This window comes from Spongiibacter nanhainus, assembly GCF_016132545.1.
Taxonomy (GTDB): domain Bacteria; phylum Pseudomonadota; class Gammaproteobacteria; order Pseudomonadales; family Spongiibacteraceae; genus Spongiibacter; species Spongiibacter nanhainus.
Genome location: NZ_CP066167.1, coordinates 911847 through 934073, shown reverse-complemented (window position 1 = coordinate 934073; position 22227 = coordinate 911847). Strand labels below are relative to the sequence as shown.

Here is a 22227-nt window from a genome sequence, read left to right as displayed (position 1 = left end):
AAATCCACGCCCCTGTCACCGTATCGGTAACACGTTGCGAGACTCTCAAGTCAGGTAGTTCGGCGGGGGTCTGTACGTCCTACTACATTGTCGACGGCACGGTCGGCTGTGTTTTGCCGACATCAGTAAAGCCTGCCGGATCAGACACATATCTCGCGCCAACCGGGACAGGAGCGGAACCGCTGCGATCCACTGTGGCGCAATATCGCACAGATGCCGGGAGATTACCATGCCCGACCAGGGAGCACGACAGTGGGGTGGAGCGTTAAAGTAGGGGTACACCGGCACTCGCCCAAAAGCGCTGTGCCGGCGGACTCGAGCCACCAGTCCGCTCAAGCGGTGGCGGGAGCCAGGTAGGAGATCGGTGCCTCGGCGGGATCCTCAAAGGTCACCCATTCCCAGGCATCAGGCTCTTTAATCAACTTGCGCAGGGACACGTTGTTGAGGCCGTGTCCGGATTTGAAGGCCTTGAACTCGCCAATCAGGCTGGTACCCAGCAGGTAGAGGTCGCCGATGGCGTCCAACACCTTGTGTTTGACGAATTCATCCTCGTAACGCAGGCCGTCTTCATTGAGGATGCGGTATTCATCCACCACGATAGCGTTGTCCATGCTGGCGCCTTGGGCCAGGCCCTGGGCGCGCATGTATTCCACCTCGTGCATAAAGCCAAAGGTCCGGGCGCGGCTCACTTCCTTAACAAAAGAAGTGCTGGAGAAATCCAGTTCGGCGTGGCCGGTGCGGTCCTTGAACACCGGATGGTCGAAGTCGATGGTAAAAGAGACTTTAAAGCCGTCAAAAGGGAGAAAGCTGGCGACCTTATCGCCGTCTTTTACCGTGACCGGGCGCTTGATACGGAGGAACTTCTTGGGCGCGTCCTGTTCTTCGATTCCCGCCGACTGGATCAGGAATACAAAGGGACCCGCACTGCCATCCATAATGGGCACTTCGGGTGACGTCAACTCAACATAGGCGTTATCGATGCCAAGACCTGCCATGGCAGATAGCAGATGCTCGACCGTGGAGACCCGCACGTCGCCGTTAACCAGAGTCGTGGAAAGGGTGGTATCACCGACGTTTTCCGCCAGTGCATGGATTTCGACAACGGGATTGAGGTCGGTGCGTCTGAACACCACGCCGGTATTGGCCGGCGCCGGCTTCAGGGTCAGAAATACTTTGTCACCGGTATGCAACCCAATGCCGGTGGCCCGGATGGTGTTGCGCAATGTACGTTGTCTAATCATTTTTTCCACTCATAATTTTAGCGCAGACGGCCGCGTATCACGCGGCACCGGCGCAGCTCTGTCGAGCCTGGCCAATGGCGTCCGAAAACCGCTTCCGGCCCGTGTTATCCCGCGGGATAAACTCGGAGCTGGAAATTAATCAGCTTGGCGGCGCAGGAAAGCGGGAATATCCAGGTATTCCATATCCTTGTCTTCCATCGGTGCCGGTGCAGCTTCACGCGCGGCGGCCGCTTGCTGATTGCGCATTACCGTTGGGCGGTCGAGTTTGCGATAATCGCTGGAGGAACCCGGCTGTTCGACCGGCTTGCTCTCCACCACTTTCAGCGGTGCCTCGTAGCCCGCGCCATCCAGGCCGGTTGCCACAACGGTGACCCGCAGCTCGTCGCTCATATCGGGGTCAATCACCGTACCGACAACCACGGTGGCGTTCTCAGACGCTAGTTCCTCGATAGTATCCCCGACATCGTTGAATTCGCCTAGGGATAGGTCCAAACCGGCGGTAATATTAACCAAAATGCCCCGGGCTCCTTCCAGGTTGACGTCTTCCAGCAGGGGGCTGCGAATCGCGGCCTCTGCGGCTTCCCGAGCGCGGTTTTCACCGCTGGCAACGCCACTGCCCATCATCGCCATGCCCATCTCAGACATCACCGTGCGCACGTCGGCAAAGTCGACGTTAATCATACCTGGGCGGATGATCAGATCGGCAATACCTTGAACCGCACCCTGTAATACGTCGTTGGCGGCCTTAAAGGCATCCAGCAGGCTGGTATTTTTGCCCAGCACCGGCAACAGCTTTTCGTTGGGGATGGTGATGAGCGAGTCCACGTGCTGACGCAGCTCTTTCATGCCCTGCTCGGCCACCGCCATGCGTTTTTTACCCTCGAAGGGGAAGGGCTTGGTGACCACCGCCACCGTGAGAATACCCAGCTCTTTGGCGACTTCCGCCACCACTGGCGCGCCGCCAGTCCCGGTGCCGCCACCCATGCCGGCGGTGATAAAGACCATATCGGCCCCTTCCAGGGCTTCGGCGATGCGGTCCCGGTCTTCCATCGCCGCCTGGCGACCGATATCCGGGTTAGCGCCTGCCCCCAGGCCCTTGGTGATGCAGGTGCCCAGTTGCAAGACGGTTTTAGACATGACATCGGTTAACGCCTGGGCGTCGGTATTGGCGCAGATGAAATCCACCCCATCGACGTCTCCGGCGATCATGTGCTTCACGGCGTTGCCGCCGCCACCACCGACACCCACGACTTTGATTACTGCACTCTGAGGTACGTTATCAACGAGTTCAAACATAGCATTTCTCCCTTTTTACAAAGTGACCGCGCTGCCAACACGGCCGGTTACTACTTCGGTTGTGATTGCCCAGTTCGGGCAACCGTTGATCACTGCCTTCCCCTGCGGGGGTAAGACCGTTAAAAATTGTTTTGCACCCACTGCTTGAGCCGGGCCAGAAAGCCGTCGCGCTTGACCCGCCCGCGACCGCCGGTCTCCTGCTGGTGCTTGATGCCGTAGTGCAACAAGCCCACGCTGGTGGCGTAGATCGGGTTGCGGACAATGTCGGTGAGGCCTCGGGCATCCTGGGGTACGCCAATGCGCACCGGCATATGGAAAATCTCCTCGGCCAGCTCCACCACGCCCTCCATCTTGGAAGTGCCGCCGGTCAGCACGATGCCCGCCGCGCACAGGTCTTCATAACCACTGCGACGCAGCTCGGCTTGAACCAGGGTGAACAGCTCGTCGTAGCGAGGTTCCACCACCTCTGCCAGCGCCTGGCGGGACAGCTCCCGGGGGGGCCGCTCGCCAACACTGGGCACCTTGATGGTCTCGCCCTCGCCGGCCAACTGGGTCAGCGCGCAGGCGTACTTGATCTTGATCTCCTCGGCGTACTGGGTCGGGGTGCGCAGCGCCATGGCGATATCGTTGGTGACCTGATCGCCGGCGATGGGAATCACCCCGGTGTGGCGGATGGCGCCGTCGGTGAAGATAGCGATATCCGTGGTGCCACCGCCGATATCGACGATGCACACCCCCAGCTCCTTCTCGTCCTCGGTGAGCACCGAGTAACTGGAAGCCAATTGCTCGAGGATGACGTCTTCCACTTCCAGGCCGCAGCGGCGGATACACTTCTCAATGTTCTGCACCGCATTCACCGCGCAGGTCACCAAGTGCACCTTGGCCTCCAGGCGCACACCGGACATGCCCAGCGGCTCCTTGATGCCTTCCTGGTCGTCGATCACGAACTCTTGAGGCAATATATGCAGCACTTTCTGGTCGGCCGGGATCGCCACCGCCTGGGCGGCGTCGATGACCCGGTCCAGATCCAGCTGAAACACTTCCCGGTCGCGAATCGCCACGATGCCGTGGGAGTTGAGGCTGCGGATATGGTTACCGGCGATCCCCACGTACACGCTGTGGATCTCGCAGCCCGCCATTAACTCCGCCTCTTCCACCGCGCGCTGGATGGAGTGCACGGTGGACTCAATATTGACCACCACCCCTTTTTTCAGACCCCGGGACGGATGTGAACCAATCCCGACAATCTCCAGCTTGCCCTCGTCGTTAACCGCGCCGACGATGGCAACGACTTTCGAGGTCCCGATATCCAGACCCACCACCATCTTGCCGACGTTTGCACTAGACATAGGTTGTTATCCCCCACGCGTAAAAGTTGGCGAAAGCGCCGTGCATCAATTCATTCGCCATGGCTTATCCTTTCTTTTCTTGCATTTTTTCCACTTCTTCTGGCTCCCGCCACGCGACAGCCAGACCGTTGATATAGCGCGTATCCACCCGTTCTACCCGGGCAAAATCCGCTTTCAGCGACTCCCGATATACCCACAGGAAGCGCCGTAATTTCTCCAGCGGCTCCTGCCGCCCCAGCACTACTTCAGCACCACCTTCCAGGGTGGCGATCCAGGTACCCCGGGGCTTGAGCTGGAGCCGGCTCAACACCAGCGACTCATCCCCCATCAGCTGACTCATCAGCCGGTACTGGCGCATAATTTCAATGGCGCTGCCTTCTGGCCCATCCAGCAGCGGTAGCGGCTCGCTCAACTCCATCGCCACTTTGGGTTCGAATATCCGTCCCCGGTGGTTGAGCAAACCGCCTTTGCCCCACTCGGCAATCGGCGTTTCCTCGACGATGGTGATTTTCAGCTCCCGGGGCCACACCCGCCCCACCACCGCCCGGTAAACCCAGGGCTCCTGTTCCAGTTCCGCCTGGATGTCCGCCAGATCTAGACCGATATAGCCCACCGCCAGATGCCGGGTGACGCGGTCGATCAGCGCCTGGCGATTGAGGTGTTGCAGGTCGCCGGCAAACACCACCCGATCCACCGGGATGGCATCCAACTGCCGGCTGAGCTGCTCCACGCCGTATACAAAACCCATCGCCGCCGCCAACAGCAGCAGGCGATTCAACATCCGCCCCCACTCCCGGTTGGGACGGAAACGTTTTTCGCCCTCGCGCTTTTCCGCGCGCTGACGCCGCTTGTCGCGGCGCTTGGTGGCACCGCCGGCGGCACTGGCCGCACCTTTGCGGTAGGGCGAAGTCATGGCGCCCCCTGCCTCTCAGCGGCGTTACCACCGGCAATAGCAGCCGCCAGAATCCGGCTCACCAGCTGATCAAAATCCAGCCCCGCCGCTTTAGCCGCCATCGGCACCAGGCTGTGATCGGTCATGCCCGGCACGGTGTTCACTTCCAGCAGATAGAAGTCGCCATCGGCAGCCCGCATCACATCCACTCGCCCCCAACCTCGGCAGCCCACTTCCCGAAACGCCGACAGCGCCAGCTGCTGCAACTCCAGCTCATCCTCTTCACTCAAACCACAGGGGCAGAGGTAGCGGGTCTCGTTGGAGACATACTTGGCTTCAAAATCGTAAAACGCCGCATCCGTCTCCAGCTTGATGGCCGGCAGCGCCGCATCGTCCAATATCGCCACGGTGTACTCACCACCACTGATCCACTGCTCAGCAAACACCTGGCCATAGCGATTAGCGGTCTGCCAGGCGGCTTCCAGCTCAGCCGCGGCTTCAGCCCGGCTCATACCAATGCTGGAGCCCTCGCAGGCTGGCTTGACGATCATCGGCCCCAGCTCATCCACCGTGGCCTGCCAGTCGGTGTGGGCATGCAGGGTAGTAAAGCGCGGCGTATTCAGCCCGGCGCTCAACCACAATTGCTTGCAGCGCAATTTATCCATTCCCAGCGCCGAGGCCATCACGCCACTGCCGGTGTACGTCACGCCCATGCATTCCAGGGCTCCCTGAACGGTGCCGTCCTCGCCTCCGGGGCCGTGAAGCGCGATAAAGCAGTGGCTGAACTTCTGAACCCGCTGCATCCAATCGCGATCGGCCACATCGATGGCTTCAATCTCCAGGCCCTGGCGACGAAAGGCTTCGCTGACGGCGGCGCCACTTTTGAGGGAAATCTCCCGCTCGGCAGAGTTTCCGCCCAGCAGTACAGCCAGCTTGCCGCCGACGGCCCGTTGAATGTCTGCAAAACTCATCGGCGTCATCACGTCCAGTCCTGGGTGGAGAGTTGTTGGGCCAGAGCGCCGATATTGCCGGCGCCCTGGGTCAGTAATACATCGCCGTCCCGAAGCAGCGGCTTTAGTGAAGCGAAAGCCTGTTCGGGGTTGTCCACAAACACCGGCTCCAGCGTGCCCTGCAGTCGCATACTGCGGCACAGGCTGCGGCTGTCGGCACCGGGTATGGGCTCTTCGCCCGCCGGGTAGACCTCCAGCAACAGCAGACTGTCCACTGTCGACAGCACCTTGACGAAGTCTTCGTAGAGATCTTTGGTACGGCTATAGCGGTGCGGCTGATAGAGCATTACCAGGCGGCGATCAGGCCAGGCCTGACGAGCGGCAGCCACTGTCGCCGCCACCTCGGTGGGGTGGTGACCGTAGTCATCCACCAGCATAAAACTGCCTTGCTCCAACGCCATTTCGCCGTAGCGCTGGAAGCGGCGTCCCACACCCTGGAATCCTTCAATGCCCCGACAAATAGCCTGGTCCGACAGGCCCTCGTCCACCGCCACGGCCACGGCGGCGGTGGCGTTAAGTACGTTGTGAATCCCCGGCTGATGGATGCACAGCTCGAGGCTGCTGCCATCGGGGCGAGCCACTTTGAATCGACTAATGAGTCCGTCTTGCTCGACGTCGTGGATGCGGAAATCGGCCTCGTCGTGAAAACCATAAGTGAGTATCTGACGGCCGACATCCGGCATGATGTCGCGCACCACGGGGTCGTCCATGCACATCACCACCACACCGTAGAACGGCAGGTTGTGAAGGAATTCCACAAAGGTTTTCTTCAGTCGGCTGAAGTCACCGCCATAGGTGGCCATGTGGTCGGCTTCGATATTGGTGACGACCGCCACCATCGGCTGCAGGTGAAGGAAGGATGCATCGCTTTCATCTGCCTCCGCCACCAGATAGCGGCTCTCGCCCAGGGCGGCGTTGGTGCCGGCGCTGTTGACCCGACCGCCAATGACAAAAGTGGGGTCCAGGCCGGCCTCGGCAAAAATATTGGTAATCAAACTGGTGGTGGTGGTTTTACCGTGGGTACCCGCCACCGCAATACCGTGGCGGTAGCGCATCAGTTCCGCCAGCATCTCGGCCCGGCGCACGATAGGTATACGCTGATCCCGGGCTGCCACCACTTCCGGGTTGTCGTCTTTGACAGCACTGGAGACCACCACCACATCGCGACCAGACACCCACTCGCCCTGGTGGCCAAAGTGCACTTCCGCCCCCAAGCCCTGCAGCCGGGCTGTGACCGCTGATGACTTCAAATCAGAGCCGGAAATGTGATAACCGAGGTTCAATAACACCTCAGCGATGCCGCACATACCGGCACCACCGATACCGACAAAGTGAATGCGCTTGACCCGGCGCATCTCCGGAACCACAAAGGGATGCTTAGTGACCATGGGCAAACTCCATACACTGCTCTGCTGCGTCAGCCGCCGCCTGGGGTCGGGCCAACTTGCGACCCGCCTCGGCCATTGCCAACAGGCTGGCTCGCTGATCACGATAGCGTCCAATCACCTCACTCAAGGTCGCCACCGACAGTTCGCTCTGATCGAGGATTTCTCCGGCGCCACCCTCGGCCAACCAGCGGGCATTGGCGCGCTGATGGTCGTCGATGGCATTGGGCAGTGGCACCAGAATGGCGGGCACGCCCACCGCCGCCAGCTCGGCCACCGTCAAGGCTCCGGCGCGGCACAGCACTAGGTCGGCCCAGGCATAGGCCGCCGCCATATCATCGATAAAGGCATCAGCCAGCACTTTTACCCCCGCCTCGGCATAGCGCGCGGCAACAGCATCGGCGTGGGCCGCCCCGGCCTGATGCCATAGGGCTGGGCGCTGCGCCTCGGGCAAGCTGATCCAGGTTTCCACCACCGCATCATTGATGGCTTTAGCCCCCTGGCTGCCACCCAACACCAATACCCTCAGTGGACCCTCGCGTCCTTGCCAGCGCTCAGCCGGGGGCGCAATGGCCGCAATGTCGTTGCGCACCGGGTTGCCGATATAGCGGTTTTTTCGCCCTCCCAAGTCAATGGGGTAACCGGTCATACACAGGGTGGCCATTTTGGCCAATAAACGATTGGTGGTACCGGCAACGGCATTTTGCTCGTGAATCACCACCGGAATACCCAGCAGGCGCGCCGCCAAGCCACCGGGACCGGAGGCATAGCCACCCATTCCCACTACGCAAAATGGCTTGAGCCGACGCAGCAGACCCAGGCACTGCCAAACGGCGGCAAAGGCCTTCCACAAAGCCGTCAATCGAGACAGCGGGCTTTTGCCCCGCAAGCCGGCCATATTCACGGTATGCAAAGTAATATTGGCTGCCGGCACCAATCGCGCCTCAATGCCAGTGTTGGTTCCCAGCCACTGCACATCCACACCGCGATCGCGGAGCTCTTCCGCCACCGCCAAAGCCGGGAAAACGTGACCGCCGGTGCCCCCGGCCATCATCAGCACGCGCAACTCAGTGGCCATGGGACCCCCTGCACTCGCGCTCGATACGTCCAACCACACCTACCATGGCCATGCAGACAATCAAGCTGCTGCCGCCATAGCTCATAAAGGGCAAGGTCAGTCCCTTGGTGGGCAGCAAGCCGGCGTTGACGCCAATATTGATAAAAGCCTGACCGCTGATCATGACTGCACAGCCATAGGCAACAAAAGCGTGAAACTGGCGGCCTGTGCGTTCGGCGAAGCGGCCGATATAGAGCATCCGCCCGATCAATCCGGCGAACAACGCCAGAATGGTCACGCTGCCGACAAAGCCAAACTCCTCGGCAAATATCGCAAATACAAAGTCGGTGTGGGCCTCGGGCAGGTAAAAGAGTTTTTGAACACTGTTACCCAGACCCACCCCGGTCAGCTCGCCCCGACCAAAGGCAATCAGCGATTGGGTCAATTGATAACCGGTGTTGAACTGATCAGCCCAGGGGTCGGTGAAAGCGGTCAGGCGCTTCATGCGGTAGGGCTCAAAAATCACCATTGCCACCGCCCCGGCCACACAGCTTAGAATCACCAGCAAAAACTGCCCCAGTTTGACGCCGCCCAAAAAAATCATCACAAAGGCGGTGCCGGCGGTGACTACCGTGGCACCAAAGTCGGGTTCCAGCATCAACAACATGGTGACGGCAAACAATACCGCCATCGGTTTGACAAAGCCGGACCACTGCTCGCGAACCTCGTCCCGGCGGCGCACCAAGTAGCCGGCCAAATAGAAAATCACGAACAGTTTGACGAACTCCGAGGCCTGCAGGGTCAGCGGCCCAAAGGCCAGCCAACGGCGACTGCCGTTGACCTCACGACCGATACCGGGAATCAGCACCAGGGACAGCAGCAAAAAACCCAGCAGCAGTAACAGCCAGCCACTGCGTTGCCAGACCACCAGCGGCGTGAAGTACATTACCAGCATCGCGCTGACAGCAATTGTGAAGTGCAGGAAGTAGCGCTTGGCAAAGAAAAAGGCATCGCCATAGCGGCCGGCAGCGTGCTCCACTGACGCCGAGGTCATGGCGATAAAACCGACAAACAGCAGCGCAACAAACAACAGCTGCAAAGTGCGATCAAAGGCCTGGAGCTCCGACCAACCTTGAGCGAGTGGACGCATCATGACGTGGCCCCTCCTCGATTTTCCACCGCCAGGTTTTCCACCGCTTGGCAGAATTGATTACCGCGATCGCTGTATCCCTCAAACATATCGAAGCTGGCGCAAGCAGGTGAAAGCAGTACCACATCGCCCGCTTCGGCCATATCTGCCGCGGCGGCAACCGCGGCGGCCATCGAACTCTGCAATGACACCGGCAGCCGACCGGCTATGGCAGTTTCGATGTCCGCCGCCGCCTCACCAATCAGCACCGCACCGCGCCCTGTAGCCACCAGGCAATCCGCCAGGGGCTCAAAGCTCGCGCCTTTCGCCTGTCCGCCAGCAATCAACACCACGCGCCCTTTGTCGGCCAAACCTTTGATAGCCGCCACAGCGGCACCGACATTAGTGCCTTTGGAGTCGTTGTAGTAGCTCACTCCGCCTCGGTCGGCAACAAACTCACAGCGGTGGGACAGACCAGTAAAAGATTGCAGTACCGATAGCATCGGCGCCAGTTCCAAGCCAGCCGCAGCACCCAACGCCAGTGCCGCCAAAGCGTTGGCGGTGTTGTGTCCACCGGCTATTTTAAGCTGCCGCACTGGCATCAGGGGCTCCCGGGCCAGTGCAATCCAAATTTCGCCATCGTGTTCTTCCAAACCAAAACAGCGGAAGTCCGAGCCGCCCTGGCGGAAGTACCACTTTTCCACTTCTTCGGGCACCAAGGGGTTGCTAAGCGGTTCATCGCGATTGATCACCGCTTTTTTGCAGCCTTGAAAGATGCGGTGCTTGGCCTGATGGTAGGCCACCATATCGCCGTGGTGGTCCAGGTGGTCGGCGCTAATATTCAGTACCGTAGCCACCTCTGCACCGAGATTGGCGCAGCGCTCCAACTGGAAGGACGAGAGCTCAAGGACGTAAAGCTCAACGCCGTCGCCCAACAAATCCAAGGCCGGTGTGCCCAGATTGCCGCCAACGGCCACCTGCACGGCCGCCGCCTTGGCCATTTCACCCAGCAAAGTAGTGACGGTGCTTTTGCCGTTAGAACCGGTAATGGCTACCACCGGCGCTTTCGCTGCCCGATGAAAGTAATCGATATCGCCGGTCAATATCGCGCCGGCTTCTTTGGCAGCGATCAGCGCTGGCGTTGAAAGCGGAATACCAGGGTTAACGATCAGCTCGCTAGCACCGACAAATTGGTCCTCAGCAAATGGCCCCAATGCCAAATCGGCATCGGGAAACTCCCTGCGGAAGGCATCGACATTGGGCGGCTGAGTGCGACTGTCAGCCACACTGAAAGTGTGACCGTTACGGGCAAGGTGACGCGCTACCGACAGCCCGGTGCTACCCAGGCCGACGATCACGCGTCTGTTGTCCGATGCAATAATGCTCACAGTCTACTCAGCTCTCGCTACTCAACATTTCTATTCAACACGCCCTCAACGCAGCTTCAGCGTTGCCAGCCCAAATAACACCAACATCACGGTGATGATCCAAAAGCGCACAATGACCCGGGGCTCCGGCCACCCTTTCAATTCAAAGTGGTGGTGAATCGGCGCCATGCGAAAAATACGCCGTCCGGTCAATTTGTAGGAGGCGACCTGCAGGATCACCGACACGGTCTCCAGCACAAAGATCCCCCCCATAATGAAAAACACAATCTCGTGGCGGGTTATGACCGCAATCGTCCCCAAAGTTGCACCCAGCGCCAGGGCGCCCACATCCCCCATAAATACCTGGGCGGGATAGGTGTTAAACCACAGGAAGCCCAGCCCGGCGCCGCCCAGTGCCGCGCAGATCACAATCAGCTCACCTGCCCCGGCGATGTAGGGAATTTGCAGATACTCGGCAAACTCCACGTGACCGGTCAGATACGCAATCAAACCCAACGCCGCCCCCACCATTACCGTGGGCATAATCGCCAGGCCATCAAGGCCATCGGTGAGGTTGACCGCGTTGCTACTGCCAACAATCACGAAGTAGCACAGCACCATAAACAGCGGGCCCATTTGCCAGCTGAGGTTTTTGAAAAACGGAAAATACAGGGTGGTGTCTGCAGGCGATCCGGCGGTGATATAGAGATACACCGCAGCACCAATGCCGGCGACACTCTGCCAGAAGTACTTCCAACGCGCCGGCAGCCCTCTGGGGTTGCGCTCAATCACTTTGCGGTAATCATCCACCCAGCCGACGGCACCAAAAATCGCGGTAACCACCAGCACTGTCCACACATAGGGGTTGCGCAAGTCCGCGCACAACAGAGTGCTGGTAAAAATCGCCACCAGAATCAAGGCCCCGCCCATGGTTGGCGTACCGGATTTGCTCAGATGGGACTCGGGTCCGTCGTCCCGCACCGCCTGACCAATCTGGTGGAAGTTAAGGCGGCGGATCATTGCCGGGCCTACCAGCAGCGAAATCGCCAGTGCCGTCAACACGCCCAAAATGCCCCGGAAAGTCAGGTACTGGAATACCGCGAATCCGCTGACGTATTGACTCAAATATTCGGCTAACAGCAGCAGCATAGTTAGTGTCGCTCCCCCGACAATGTTTCTTCCAGCTCCACGGCCACTGTTTCCATTGCCGCACTGCGTGAGCCCTTCACTAACACGGCATCGCCTGCCGCAACGGTAGCCAGCAGCGCCTTGCACAACGCTGCTTTGTCTTTAAAGGCACTGGCGCCATCACCAAATGATCCAGCCAGCTCATCGGCAAATTCACCGACGGCAAACAACAGGTCGATGCCTGCCTGACTGGCTCTGCGCCCGACTTCTCTGTGCAGCTCCAGTGCGTCGCCCCCCAATTCCGCCATGGTGCCCAGTACCAGAATCCGGCGACCTTCACTGATGCTGAGTACATCGATCGCTGCGCTCACCGAACCGGGGTTGGCGTTATAACTGTCATTAATTAACGTCACTCCACCACACAGCTTGCGGGACAGCCGCCCCTCAACGCCGCGCACACTTTCCAGCCCTGCCTTAACGGATTCCAGGCTGGCGCCGGCGGCCAGTGCTGCGCCCGTTGCACCCAGCGCATTGGCCACCATATGGCGCCCCGGCAGAGCCAGTTCGATCTCGACCTGACCTGCAGGAGAGTGCAACTGAAAACAACTCAAACCGCGCTGCAGAGTGATGCCGGTAGCGCGTATATCGGCGTCGGCACGCCCTACCACACTGAAGGTCACGCGCCGACAGTGCCCGGCCATGCCCCGCCACAATTCGGCGAAGGAGTCGTCAGCGTTGATAATCGCCGTGCCATCAGCTGGCAAGGCCGTGAAAATCTCACCCTTGGTTTCCGCCACTCCCTGCAGGGAGCCAAAACCCTGCAAATGCGCTGCCTGGGCATTGGTGAGCAAGGCAATATTTGGGTGGGCAAATTGGCACAGGTAGGCGATATCACCGCGCTTTGCGGCGCCCATTTCAATCACCGCCACGTCGTGCTCGCTGGCAAGGTCCATCAGCGTCAGCGGAACGCCAATCTCATTATTGAGATTGCCCCTCGTTGCCGCGACGTTGTGCTCCTGGCGTAGGATCGCCGCCAGCATTTCTTTACTGCTGGTTTTGCCGCTACTGCCGGTCAGGGCGATTAGTGGCCCCTCAAAACGGCGACGGTTTTCCGCCGCAACCTGACCCAGAGCCGTGCGAGTGTCGGCAACCACAACGGTGGGCACGGTATCACTGGGAATATTCGCCAAGGCAGCCACGGCGCCGTGATCGGCCGCGTCATTGAGAAAGGCGTTGCCGTCAAAGTTGTCGCCGCGCAAGGCCACAAACAAATCGCCGGTCTGCAATTTGCGGCTATCGGTACACAGACGCGTGACTTCCCGGTCCTTACCGTGAAGTTCGCCGGCGCACAGCCCGGCAATATCGCTCAACAGAAAACGACCGATCATGTCGTCCCCCTTGCGCGAATGGCCTCTCTGGCGTGGTCTATATCACTGAAGGGAAAACGCTGGCCGCCAATTTCCTGAGTCTGTTCGTGCCCCTTACCGGCAATTAATACAATGTCGCCGGGCTCGGCCCGAGCCACCGCAGACGCGATGGCTAAGTGGCGATCCACTTCAATTTCTACTTCAGCGTTTTTTCCTGCGGCACCTGCAGCAATATCGTCGATAATCTTCTCAGGGGACTCTGAGCGGGGGTTGTCGCTGGTTAGCGTCACCCGGTCAGCAAGGGCAGCTGCCACACGCCCCATCCCCGGCCGTTTGCCGATATCCCGGTCACCGCCGCAGCCAAATACGCAGTGAACCGCGCCGCCACCGGTCAATGGGCGAAGGGTTTCCAGTGCTTGTTTGAGAGCATCTTCGGTGTGGGCAAAATCGATCACGACCAACACATCGTCATCAGCCCGCAGCCACTCCATGCGACCGGGGACCGGCTCGATGCGGCGCAGCGCCGATTCCACTTCAGCCAGCGGCAGACCCATCGCCAGCAAAGCGCTGCAACTGGCCACCAAATTACTGAGATTAAATTCACCCAGCAGGCTGCTAACTAACTCCAAACGCCCCCACGGGGTATTCAGAGTGGCGCGGCTGCCGTGGATATCGCAGTGGATATTCTCCGCCCACACCGCCGCCGCGGAATCCCGCAAACTGTAGTCCACCACCTGAGATGCGGTGGACTGAACGATTAAGCGGCGGCCGAATTCGTCATCGCGGTTTATTACCGCTAACGGCAATTCAGGCCAGCTGGTCAGCCGAGCTTTTTCGGCGCCATAGGCGGCCATACTGCCGTGGTAATCGAGGTGATCTTGACTGAGATTGGTGAACACCGCCGCCTCGTAGTGGAGAGCGGCAACCCGGTGCTGGGCCAAACCATGGGAAGACACTTCCATGGCCGCCCATTGGGCGCCGCCGTCCCGCCACTCTGCCAGCAATGCCTGTACGGCCACCGCGTCTGGAGTGGTATTACCCAGGCTCTCAAGGTGGCCATAGCGACCGCTGCCCAGAGTGCCAATCAGTCCACAGGGCTGGCCCATTATTTCCAGCATCTGCGCCACACTCCAGGCGCAGCTCGTTTTGCCGTTGGTGCCGGTAATTCCGATCAGCTTTAACTGACGTGACGGCTGATCGTAGAAGCGCCCGGCGATGGCGCTGAGCTGTGTACTGAGATTTTCGACCTCCAGCACTGGCAGGCGCCAGCGAGCAGGATCGCAGGGCGCATCGGCGATAATGGCCACAGCCCCGGCCCGAATCGCCGCGTCCATGTATTTGCGACCGTCGTCGGCGTGCCCTTTTACGGCCAGGAACACCATCCCCGGCGACACCTTGCGACTGTCCACAGTCAGGCCGGAGACCGGTACCGCGGCGACGTCTGCCGCCAGACCGGGCAGCAGATCGCCGAGCAGCCGGGGCGCATGATTCATAACATCGCCAGCCATTACGCTGCCCCTCCGGATTTTTCGCCAGCAGTGGACTTGGCTTCGGGGGTCTCTTCGGCAACCAGATCATCCGGCGCCACATTCAACAGACGCAGCGCATCGGCCACCACTTGAGAAAAGACCGGTGCCGCCACCAGGCCGCCAAAGTAGTCGCCCTGTGGCTCATCCACCGTCACCACCGCGACAATGCGAGGGTCACTGGCGGGCGCCAAACCCGCAAAAATTGAGAAGTAGCGATCTTCAGCGTAGCCACCGGCCTGCGCTTTGTGAGAGGTACCGGTCTTGCCTCCGACACGATAGGCATCCACCCGCGCACGAGTTCCGGTCCCGCCGGGCTTGGTGACCAACTCCAGCATATCCACCACTTTTGCGGCAATATCCGGTGACAGCACCTGGCGGCCCTCACTCTGCTCGCTGCGCTTAATCAACGTCACCGGCTTGAAAACACCGTCGTTGGCAAACACGCCGTAGGCCTGGGCCAATTGCAGGTTCGTCACTGTCAGGCCGTAGCCAAAGGCAAAGGTGGCGCGCTCGATTTCCCGCCAGTGGGCCCGGTTGGGCATGACGCCGCTACTTTCACCGGGAAAACCCGAGCCCGTCGAGCGGCCCAGTCCAAAGCGGTGAAATAGCTCCCACATTTCGTGAGGATCCAGAGACAGGGCGATTTTGGTTGTGCCCACCTGGCTGGACTTTTTGAGTATCTCCGCCACGGTCAGCACGCCGTAGTTGCGGTGATCTTCAAGTTTTTTGGAGCCGACAAAAGTGTAGCCCGGGTGGGTGTTGATCTCGGTATCCACCTGGTACTGACCACTTTCCAGTGCGGCTGCCAAGGTCAGCGGCTTCATGGTGGAGCCGGGCTCAAACATATCGATCACGGCCCGGTTGCGCATCGCATTGGGCTGCAGCTGACTGCGGTTGTTAGGGTTGTACGAGGGTTGGTTAACCATCGCCAACACCTCGCCAGTGTGCGCATCCAGAATAACCACAGAACCGGCTTTGGCGCCGGTTCTCTTCAGTGCTGCTTTTAACTCTCGGTAGGCGAGATACTGTAGCCTGAGGTCGATACTGAGCTGGAGATCCTTGCCCGGCTTGGCGGCCTTACCGGCGTCGATCTCCCTGATGGTATTGCCGTAAAGGTCCTTCAACACCCGCTTGCGGCCGGGCTCGCCGACCAACCACTCGTCGTAGGCGAGTTCCAGGCCCTCCTGACCCCGGTCATCTATATCGGTAAAACCCAATAAATGCGCGGTAACTTCGCCGGCGGGATAAAAGCGGCGGTACTCTCGCTGTAGGTACACACCCGGGACTTTTTCAGCCAACACGGCGTTGGCCTCAGCCGGCGCCATGTGACGCCGCAGATACATAAATTGACTGTCGGCAAAGCGCTTGAGCCGCTGACGCAGCTCTCGCTGCGGTATATCCAGAGCTTTAGCCAGGCGCGGCAAATCTTGTTCAGCGCCCTGCAACTCTTGAGGGTTTGCCCAGATAGAGGCCACTGGCGTACTGACCGCCAGCGGTTCGCCATTGCGGTCGGCGATCATGCCCCGGTGGGCGGGAATCACTTCTGTGCGATTGGTACGGGCATTACCCTGACCCTGCAAAAAGCGGTAGCCGCGATCGACATCCAGCACCTGCAGGGTCAAAGTGCGCCACAGCAACATAAGGACGAGCGCCAGCAGGCCACCGACTACCAGTCGGAAGCGCCAGGGCGAAATCGGTGCCTTAGCCTGCTTTGCCATATCCTCGAACCATTTCCGCCTCCCGCATATCCGGCGGCCGCATTTGCAATTCGTCCTCGGCCAGCCGCTGAACACGATCCGGCGACGCCCAGGTACTTTGTTCCAATAACAGCCGGCCCCACTCTTCTTCCAGGGCCATGGCTTCCCGACGCAATTCCTGCAACTCACTAAACTGGCGGCGAGATTTGTGGGAGCTCTGCACCACTGCAATACTCGACGCCAGCACCAAAAACAACAAAACCGGCACCAGGATGCCGCCCAGGGGTGACGGTTGCTCAGGCGCAGCCACGCCGGCAACACGCCGCGCTGAGCGGGCCTTGCCACCGGTGTACTTGCGTTTGGCCTCTGCCATCACTGACCCCAGTTTCTCGTTACTTTGCTTAACACGCTCTGCTTACCGAACTCAGCCTGCCGAGCTTTTAAGCCAACTTTTCCGCTACTCGCATCACCGCGCTGCGGGCGCGGGGGTTGTGCTCCACCTCTCGCTCAGAGGCTTTCACTGCTTTGCCCACCAACTTCATTCGCCGGGTATCCTCGTCGGCGGTGACCGGAATATAGGCCGGCACCACCTGCCCCCGGGACTCGTCCCGCATAAACCGCTTTACCATGCGGTCTTCCAAGGAATGGAAGCTGATCACCACCAGGCGGCCTCCAGGCGCCAGATCCTCGACAATCTGGCTAAGAAAGTGCTGCAAATCCCCCAGCTCGTTATTAATAAAAACCCGAATAGCTTGGAAGCTTCGGGTCGCAGGGTGCTTGTGCTTTTCCCAGGCCGGATTGGCCTCGCTGATAATTTTTGCCAACTGCCCGGTACGTTGTATCGGTGCCTCCTCCCGGGCCGTCACAATCCCCCGGGCAATTCGCTTGGCAAAACGCTCCTCGCCAAATTCTTTCAGCACAGTGGCAATGTCGCTCTCTTCCGCCTCCGACAACCACTGCGCCGCACTGACTCCAGAATCGGTGTCCATGCGCATATCCAGATCGCCGTCCCGCAAAAAGCTAAACCCACGCTCTGCTTGATCGAGCTGCGGTGACGACACCCCCAGATCCAATAGCGCACCGTCTAACTTACCCTCAAAGCCGCTCTCGACGAGCAGCTTGCGGTAGTCGGCAAATGAGCCCCTGACCATAGTGAAACGCGAATCTTGCGCCGCCAACTCGCGACCGGTTTGCTCCGCCTGAGGGTCTTTATCTACACCGACCAAGCGCCCCGAGGGCGACAGCTTCTGTAATATCCGCTGGCTGTGCCCACCGCGACCAAAGGTACCGTCGAGAAACATCCCGTCGGGATTGGCAAGCAATGCCTCCACCGCTTCATCGCGCAGTACCGTTAAATGCTGCTCCACAGTTGCCCCTGTCAGGCGAGTTGTTGTTCGGTTTTCGAGTTGTCGCTCGGCTTCAAAGACACCCGCTACAGCGACAGCGTCAACATTTCTTCCGGCATCTCGTCGTCATCGCCGGCGGCATTGAGCCAGTCAAACCAGTTGGACTCGCTCCACAGCTCCAGTTTTTTACCCTGCCCCACCAAAAGCAGTTTTTTCTCTAGGCAGGCGTAATCCCGCAATGTCGATGGCAGCAATACACGACCATTGCCGTCTAGCTCCAGGGGCGTGGCGTAACCCAAAAGCAGCCGCTGCGCCATGCGCGCCTTGCGGTGAATATTGGGCAGGGCTTCTATCTTAGGCAGCAAATCCAGCCACTGCGGCTCGGGGTACACCAGCAGACAGCGCTCCTCGGTATGGGCGGTAATCACAACCCGCCCCTGGCAATCGGACAGCAGGGCGTCGCGGATCTTGGCAGGTATCGCCAGCCGCCCCTTGGCATCCATTGTGATTGCATGACTTCCGAGAAACACTTTTCCCCACCTGTTCTGGATTCAAAACCACTTCAATCCACTAAAAACCACTAATCTCCACTTTGCGACACTATAGGAACGAGGCCAAACACTGTCAAGCTGGAAAAATCGTAAACAGCGGCGATTTGCCGGCAATCTGGCGCGGATATGTAGCGAAAAGGCTAGAAAGCAGACAAAAAAAGAAAGGCTAATCAAGATAAAACAGACACATAAAAACACCACTTAAAGTAAAACCTTAAGTAGCGTCCTGTTTAGAAGGGATAATAGAGAAAAAGCGAGTCGGCCTATAAGCCGGGTTCTGTCGTGGACGACCATTCATCTGGAGCCGGCGTCACCACCGGCTTCTAGCGGCCTACCCGAACCCACCGCGGGTCACGGCATTGGGTTCCTATTTGGCCTTGCTCCGGGCGGGGTTTACCATCGCCGCAAACTGTTGCCAGTTGCGCGGTGCGCTCTTACCGCACCTTTTCACCCTTACCAGCTAAGAGGCATAGCCTCCTCGCTTAGGCGGTTTACTTTCTGCTGCACTTTCCGTGGGCTTTCACCCCCCAGGCGTTACCTGGCGCCCTACCCTATGGAGCCCGGACTTTCCTCTCGGCGCAAAAAGCAGAGCCTTTACGCAAAGCGGCCGTCCAGCCGACTCAACTGTAAGAATAACCAGTAGTCAGGGAGTTGGCAAGCCCCTGCGCAACAAATCACCCACTAGCTCAGCGGGTGATCGACCCCGTACTGATAGAGCTGGTTCTTCTTGGCTCCGGTAATACGGGCGCAGAGTGCCGCCGCCTGCTTTAGCGGTAATTCAGCGCGCAGCACATCCAGTGCGGCAATCACATCGTCGCGAAGCCCCGAGTCATCCCCCTGGTACCCCGCTACCAGCAACACGCATTCACCGCGTTGCTGATTTCGGTCGGCTGCAACACGATCCCGCAACTCGGTCGCAGGCATACGCAGCACGGTTTCATGCATTTTGGTGAGTTCCCGAGCCAGCACCACTGTCCGCGACTCGCCGAGCACGGCGACGACATCCTCAATACAATCCAACAGGCGATGGGGTGCCTCGTAAAATATCAGCGTGCGCGGCTCACGCTTGAGAGCGTCAAACACAGCACGGCGGCCGTGGGTCTTGGCGGGCAAAAAGCCCTCAAAGATAAACCGGTCCGACGGCAAGCCGGCCACACTGAGGGCGGCGATCAAGGCACTGGCACCGGGAATCGGCACGACCCGAATGCCCTCTGCGGTCGCCGCATCGACCAGCCGGTAGCCCGGGTCGGAAATCAGCGGCGTACCGGCATCGGAAATAAGTGCCAACGAGCCCCCGCCACGCAGCGTCCCCATCAGGCGCTCCACGGTGCGGGCATCACTGTGGTCGTGGTAGGCCACCAGGGCAGTATCGATACCAAAGTGCTGCAGCAAAGGCCGGCTGCGACGGGTATCCTCTGCCGCTATTACATCCACCGTTTGTAGCACCTCAACAGCTCGGGGTACCATATCGCCGAGATTTCCCAGTGGCGTTGCAACAACGTATAGAGTGGCGGTGTCTGAGGGATTGGGGTTTTCCACGGCGCGGGACCTAGTCAGTGATGGCTCGCGCAGACTATCAATGGCGGTACTATGAAAACAAGACTCATCAGCTCAGTCCTGATGACGCTCATCGTGGCGGGATGCAGCTCAAGCCCTTACAGCGTTCCCCAGTACGAGCCTCGCTCCAGCACTTCACAAGCCACACCGCGACCCGCACCGAGCACTCAACAGCAATACCGCGGTTTCAACCCCGCCACAGCAAACAGTGCAGACGTTCAGTTATGGCTGGAACAAGCGGCCACAGCGGCTACAGATCAGGCCCACGAACTGCGACTGCGCGCCGCTGAGGTATTGCTGCGGGACGGCGATCTGGCCCGGGCCGAGGAAGCGGTCCAAGAGCTGATCATCCCTGAACTGGAACCATCGCGAGCGGTGAGGTTGGCCATCATTAGAGCGCGAATTCACCGAGGGCACGGCGAATTTCGCGACGCCCTGGCGGCACTGACCGACCCGCTGGTGGAATCCTACATCAGCGAGCAGCCTTTTTTCCGGCAAATACAATTCAGCCAGCTGCGTTCATCGATGTTCAGCATAGAAGGCGACCACCTCAATGCAGTGAAGGAACGTATCTACGTTGACCCCTTACTTAACCGCGAGCAGCAAAGACAGAACCGGGAAGCCATCTGGACCGGCTTGATGCAGATCCCCACCCCACAGCTGTTGGACAACCTCAACAGCAGCGACGAGCGGGATTATCTGGGCTGGCTGGAACTGGCCGCCATTGCCAAGGATTACCAGGGCGACCTGGAGGGGCAGATCCGCCAACGAGATAACTGGCTCAAGCGATGGCCCCGCCATCCCGCTAGCGACAACCTGCCCGGCGGACTCGGGGATCTGGAAGAGCTAGTGATTACCCGCGCCGATCAAATTGCCCTGCTATTGCCTGTAAGTGGTCGGCTGGCTGCCTACGGCAAGGCGATTCGCGACGGTTTCTTTGCCGCCTATTACCAGGCCAGGGGCAACAGTGCCGACACGCCGGCGATACGCCTTTACGACAGTGCCGATGCATCCATGGCTGACCTTTACCGGCGCGCGGTCCGAGACGGCAGCCAGATGATTATCGGTCCACTGCAAAAAGCACAGGTCTCGGCAATGGTGGAGTCCCAGGGTGAAAGCATGGCCGTCCCGACCCTGGCCCTGAATCAAATTGAAGGCCAGCGATTTCCCAGTGGTCTCTATCAGTTTGCCCTAAACCCCGAGGACGAGGCCCGCCAACTGGCAGAGATCACCCATACCAAAGGCTATCAGCGGGCCCTGATCATTACTCCTGAGGGGAGCTGGGGCAACAAGGTTGCGGAATCCTTTGCAACCCGGTGGCAGGAGCTTGGCGGCGACATCGTCGGCAGCACTGCCTTCGACGCCCAACAAAACAACTACTCCAAGCAAATCAAACAGGTTCTGCAAATTGACCGCAGCCAACGGCGTCTCCAGCGCCTGCAGCAGATCATTGGCGTGCGCCCGCAATATGAACCCTATCGCCGGACTGATACCGACTTTATCTTTTTGGCGGCGCGGCCCAATGAGGGCCGCGCAGTTAAACCGCTATTGGCTTACCACTACGCTGGCGACCTCCCCGTTTACGCCACCTCTCACATTTACCAGGGAGATGCCAACCCGGGGCGGGACCAGGATATCAACGGCGTTCACTTTCTGGATATTCCCTGGGTCTTCAACGACGACTCCGAAATACGCCGCACCATTGACCAGCAGCTTCCCAACAGCGGTCGCTATCAGAGGATGTATGCGCTGGGAGTAGACAGCTTCCGCCTACATCTGCGGCTGTCGCAATTGGGCGCTGGCTCACAGGTCTTTGGCGAAACCGGAACGCTGCACTTAAATGCCCAGCGCCAAGTGGAGCGCCGCCTCCCCCTGGCCGAGATCCGTGATGGGCGAGCGACCGTCATCCCCACTGGCAGCAGTGAGGAACTCCCTTAGTGCTCTGGCCCAAACGCCGCAATCAAGACCGTGGGCAACGCGCCGAACAGGAAGCCGCCTCGCTACTTCGCGGCCAGGGCTTGCGCATCATCGACACCAATTACCGCTGCCGCTTTGGGGAAATCGATATCGTTGCACGGAGCGAAACACACCTGATATTTGTCGAGGTTCGCTACCGCAACACGGCTCATTATGGGGGTGGCGCCGCATCAGTGGACTTTCGCAAGCAACGAAAACTGATACTGACAGCACGTCACTTTCTGAGCCAGGGACGCTTCAACGAACTTCCCTGCCGCTTTGATGTCATTGAAGCAAGCCAGGGCAGTGCCGACAAGCTGCAGCTCAACTGGATAAGCAACGCTTTTCAACCCGAGTGAAGGAAACTGCG

19 protein-coding genes and 1 other RNA gene are annotated in these 22227 nt (G+C 59.5%); 2 read left to right on the top strand and 18 right to left on the bottom strand.

Annotated elements, in window-relative coordinates:
• Positions 1–332: 332 nt before the first annotated feature.
• The 18 genes from lpxC to rsmI form a co-directional block, all read right to left on the bottom strand.
• On the bottom strand, positions 333–1241 hold the full coding sequence (lpxC, locus tag I6N98_RS04270) for a UDP-3-O-acyl-N-acetylglucosamine deacetylase (RefSeq protein ID WP_198570562.1): 909 nt from the start codon (positions 1239–1241) through the stop codon (positions 333–335).
• A 135-nt stretch (positions 1242–1376) separates the two neighbouring features.
• A complete protein-coding gene (gene ftsZ / locus I6N98_RS04265; protein ID WP_198570561.1) occupies positions 1377–2537 on the bottom strand; it encodes a cell division protein FtsZ in 1161 nt (386 codons plus the stop codon).
• 119 nt (positions 2538–2656) lie between these two features.
• A complete protein-coding gene (gene ftsA, locus I6N98_RS04260) occupies positions 2657–3886 on the bottom strand; it encodes a cell division protein FtsA (RefSeq protein WP_198570560.1) in 1230 nt (409 codons plus the stop codon).
• Between the two features lie 64 nt (positions 3887–3950).
• Entirely contained in the window at positions 3951–4799 is an 849-nt protein-coding gene (locus tag I6N98_RS04255; protein ID WP_198570559.1) for a cell division protein FtsQ/DivIB, read from the bottom strand.
• Positions 4796–5749: a D-alanine--D-alanine ligase gene (locus I6N98_RS04250; RefSeq protein WP_420496984.1), complete on the bottom strand. Its 954-nt coding sequence runs from the start codon at positions 5747–5749 to the stop codon at positions 4796–4798. Before I6N98_RS04250 ends, I6N98_RS04255 begins: the two co-directional genes overlap by 4 nt.
• A gap of 8 nt (positions 5750–5757) precedes the next feature.
• Complete coding sequence (gene murC / locus I6N98_RS04245) at positions 5758–7176, bottom strand: UDP-N-acetylmuramate--L-alanine ligase (RefSeq protein WP_198570558.1); 1419 nt, start codon at positions 7174–7176, stop codon at positions 5758–5760.
• Positions 7166–8251 carry an undecaprenyldiphospho-muramoylpentapeptide beta-N-acetylglucosaminyltransferase gene (murG, locus tag I6N98_RS04240; RefSeq protein WP_198570557.1) on the bottom strand — a complete coding sequence of 362 codons (1086 nt, stop codon included), beginning with the start codon at positions 8249–8251 and terminating at the stop codon, positions 7166–7168. The genes murC and murG overlap by 11 nt, the downstream gene beginning before the upstream one ends.
• On the bottom strand, positions 8241–9383 hold the full coding sequence (gene ftsW, locus I6N98_RS04235; RefSeq protein WP_198570556.1) for a putative lipid II flippase FtsW: 1143 nt from the start codon (positions 9381–9383) through the stop codon (positions 8241–8243). Before ftsW ends, murG begins: the two co-directional genes overlap by 11 nt.
• Entirely contained in the window at positions 9380–10747 is a 1368-nt protein-coding gene (murD, locus tag I6N98_RS04230) for a UDP-N-acetylmuramoyl-L-alanine--D-glutamate ligase (RefSeq protein ID WP_198570555.1), read from the bottom strand. Before murD ends, ftsW begins: the two co-directional genes overlap by 4 nt.
• A gap of 45 nt (positions 10748–10792) precedes the next feature.
• Complete coding sequence (gene mraY, locus I6N98_RS04225) at positions 10793–11875, bottom strand: phospho-N-acetylmuramoyl-pentapeptide-transferase (protein ID WP_198570554.1); 1083 nt, start codon at positions 11873–11875, stop codon at positions 10793–10795.
• 2 nt (positions 11876–11877) lie between these two features.
• A complete protein-coding gene (locus tag I6N98_RS04220; RefSeq protein WP_198570553.1) occupies positions 11878–13242 on the bottom strand; it encodes a UDP-N-acetylmuramoyl-tripeptide--D-alanyl-D-alanine ligase in 1365 nt (454 codons plus the stop codon).
• Entirely contained in the window at positions 13239–14729 is a 1491-nt protein-coding gene (locus tag I6N98_RS04215; protein WP_232787456.1) for a UDP-N-acetylmuramoyl-L-alanyl-D-glutamate--2,6-diaminopimelate ligase, read from the bottom strand. The genes I6N98_RS04220 and I6N98_RS04215 overlap by 4 nt, the downstream gene beginning before the upstream one ends.
• Entirely contained in the window at positions 14729–16468 is a 1740-nt protein-coding gene (locus I6N98_RS04210; RefSeq protein ID WP_198570552.1) for a peptidoglycan D,D-transpeptidase FtsI family protein, read from the bottom strand. The genes I6N98_RS04215 and I6N98_RS04210 overlap by 1 nt, the downstream gene beginning before the upstream one ends.
• A complete protein-coding gene (gene ftsL / locus I6N98_RS04205) occupies positions 16452–16820 on the bottom strand; it encodes a cell division protein FtsL (RefSeq protein ID WP_198570551.1) in 369 nt (122 codons plus the stop codon). The genes I6N98_RS04210 and ftsL overlap by 17 nt, the downstream gene beginning before the upstream one ends.
• A 67-nt stretch (positions 16821–16887) precedes the next feature.
• On the bottom strand, positions 16888–17814 hold the full coding sequence (gene rsmH, locus I6N98_RS04200) for a 16S rRNA (cytosine(1402)-N(4))-methyltransferase RsmH (protein ID WP_198570550.1): 927 nt from the start codon (positions 17812–17814) through the stop codon (positions 16888–16890).
• A 65-nt stretch (positions 17815–17879) separates the two neighbouring features.
• On the bottom strand, positions 17880–18323 hold the full coding sequence (mraZ, locus tag I6N98_RS04195; RefSeq protein WP_198570549.1) for a division/cell wall cluster transcriptional repressor MraZ: 444 nt from the start codon (positions 18321–18323) through the stop codon (positions 17880–17882).
• A gap of 271 nt (positions 18324–18594) precedes the next feature.
• Positions 18595–18967, bottom strand: an RNA gene (gene rnpB, locus I6N98_RS04190) — RNase P RNA component class A.
• 58 nt (positions 18968–19025) lie between these two features.
• Complete coding sequence (gene rsmI, locus I6N98_RS04185) at positions 19026–19883, bottom strand: 16S rRNA (cytidine(1402)-2'-O)-methyltransferase (RefSeq protein ID WP_420496983.1); 858 nt, start codon at positions 19881–19883, stop codon at positions 19026–19028.
• A gap of 51 nt (positions 19884–19934) precedes the next feature.
• Between rsmI and I6N98_RS04180 the strand changes: the two genes are divergently transcribed.
• Complete coding sequence (locus I6N98_RS04180) at positions 19935–21839, top strand: penicillin-binding protein activator (protein ID WP_198570548.1); 1905 nt, start codon at positions 19935–19937, stop codon at positions 21837–21839.
• Entirely contained in the window at positions 21839–22216 is a 378-nt protein-coding gene (locus I6N98_RS04175; RefSeq protein WP_198570547.1) for a YraN family protein, read from the top strand. Before I6N98_RS04180 ends, I6N98_RS04175 begins: the two co-directional genes overlap by 1 nt.
• Positions 22217–22227 lie beyond the last annotated feature (11 nt).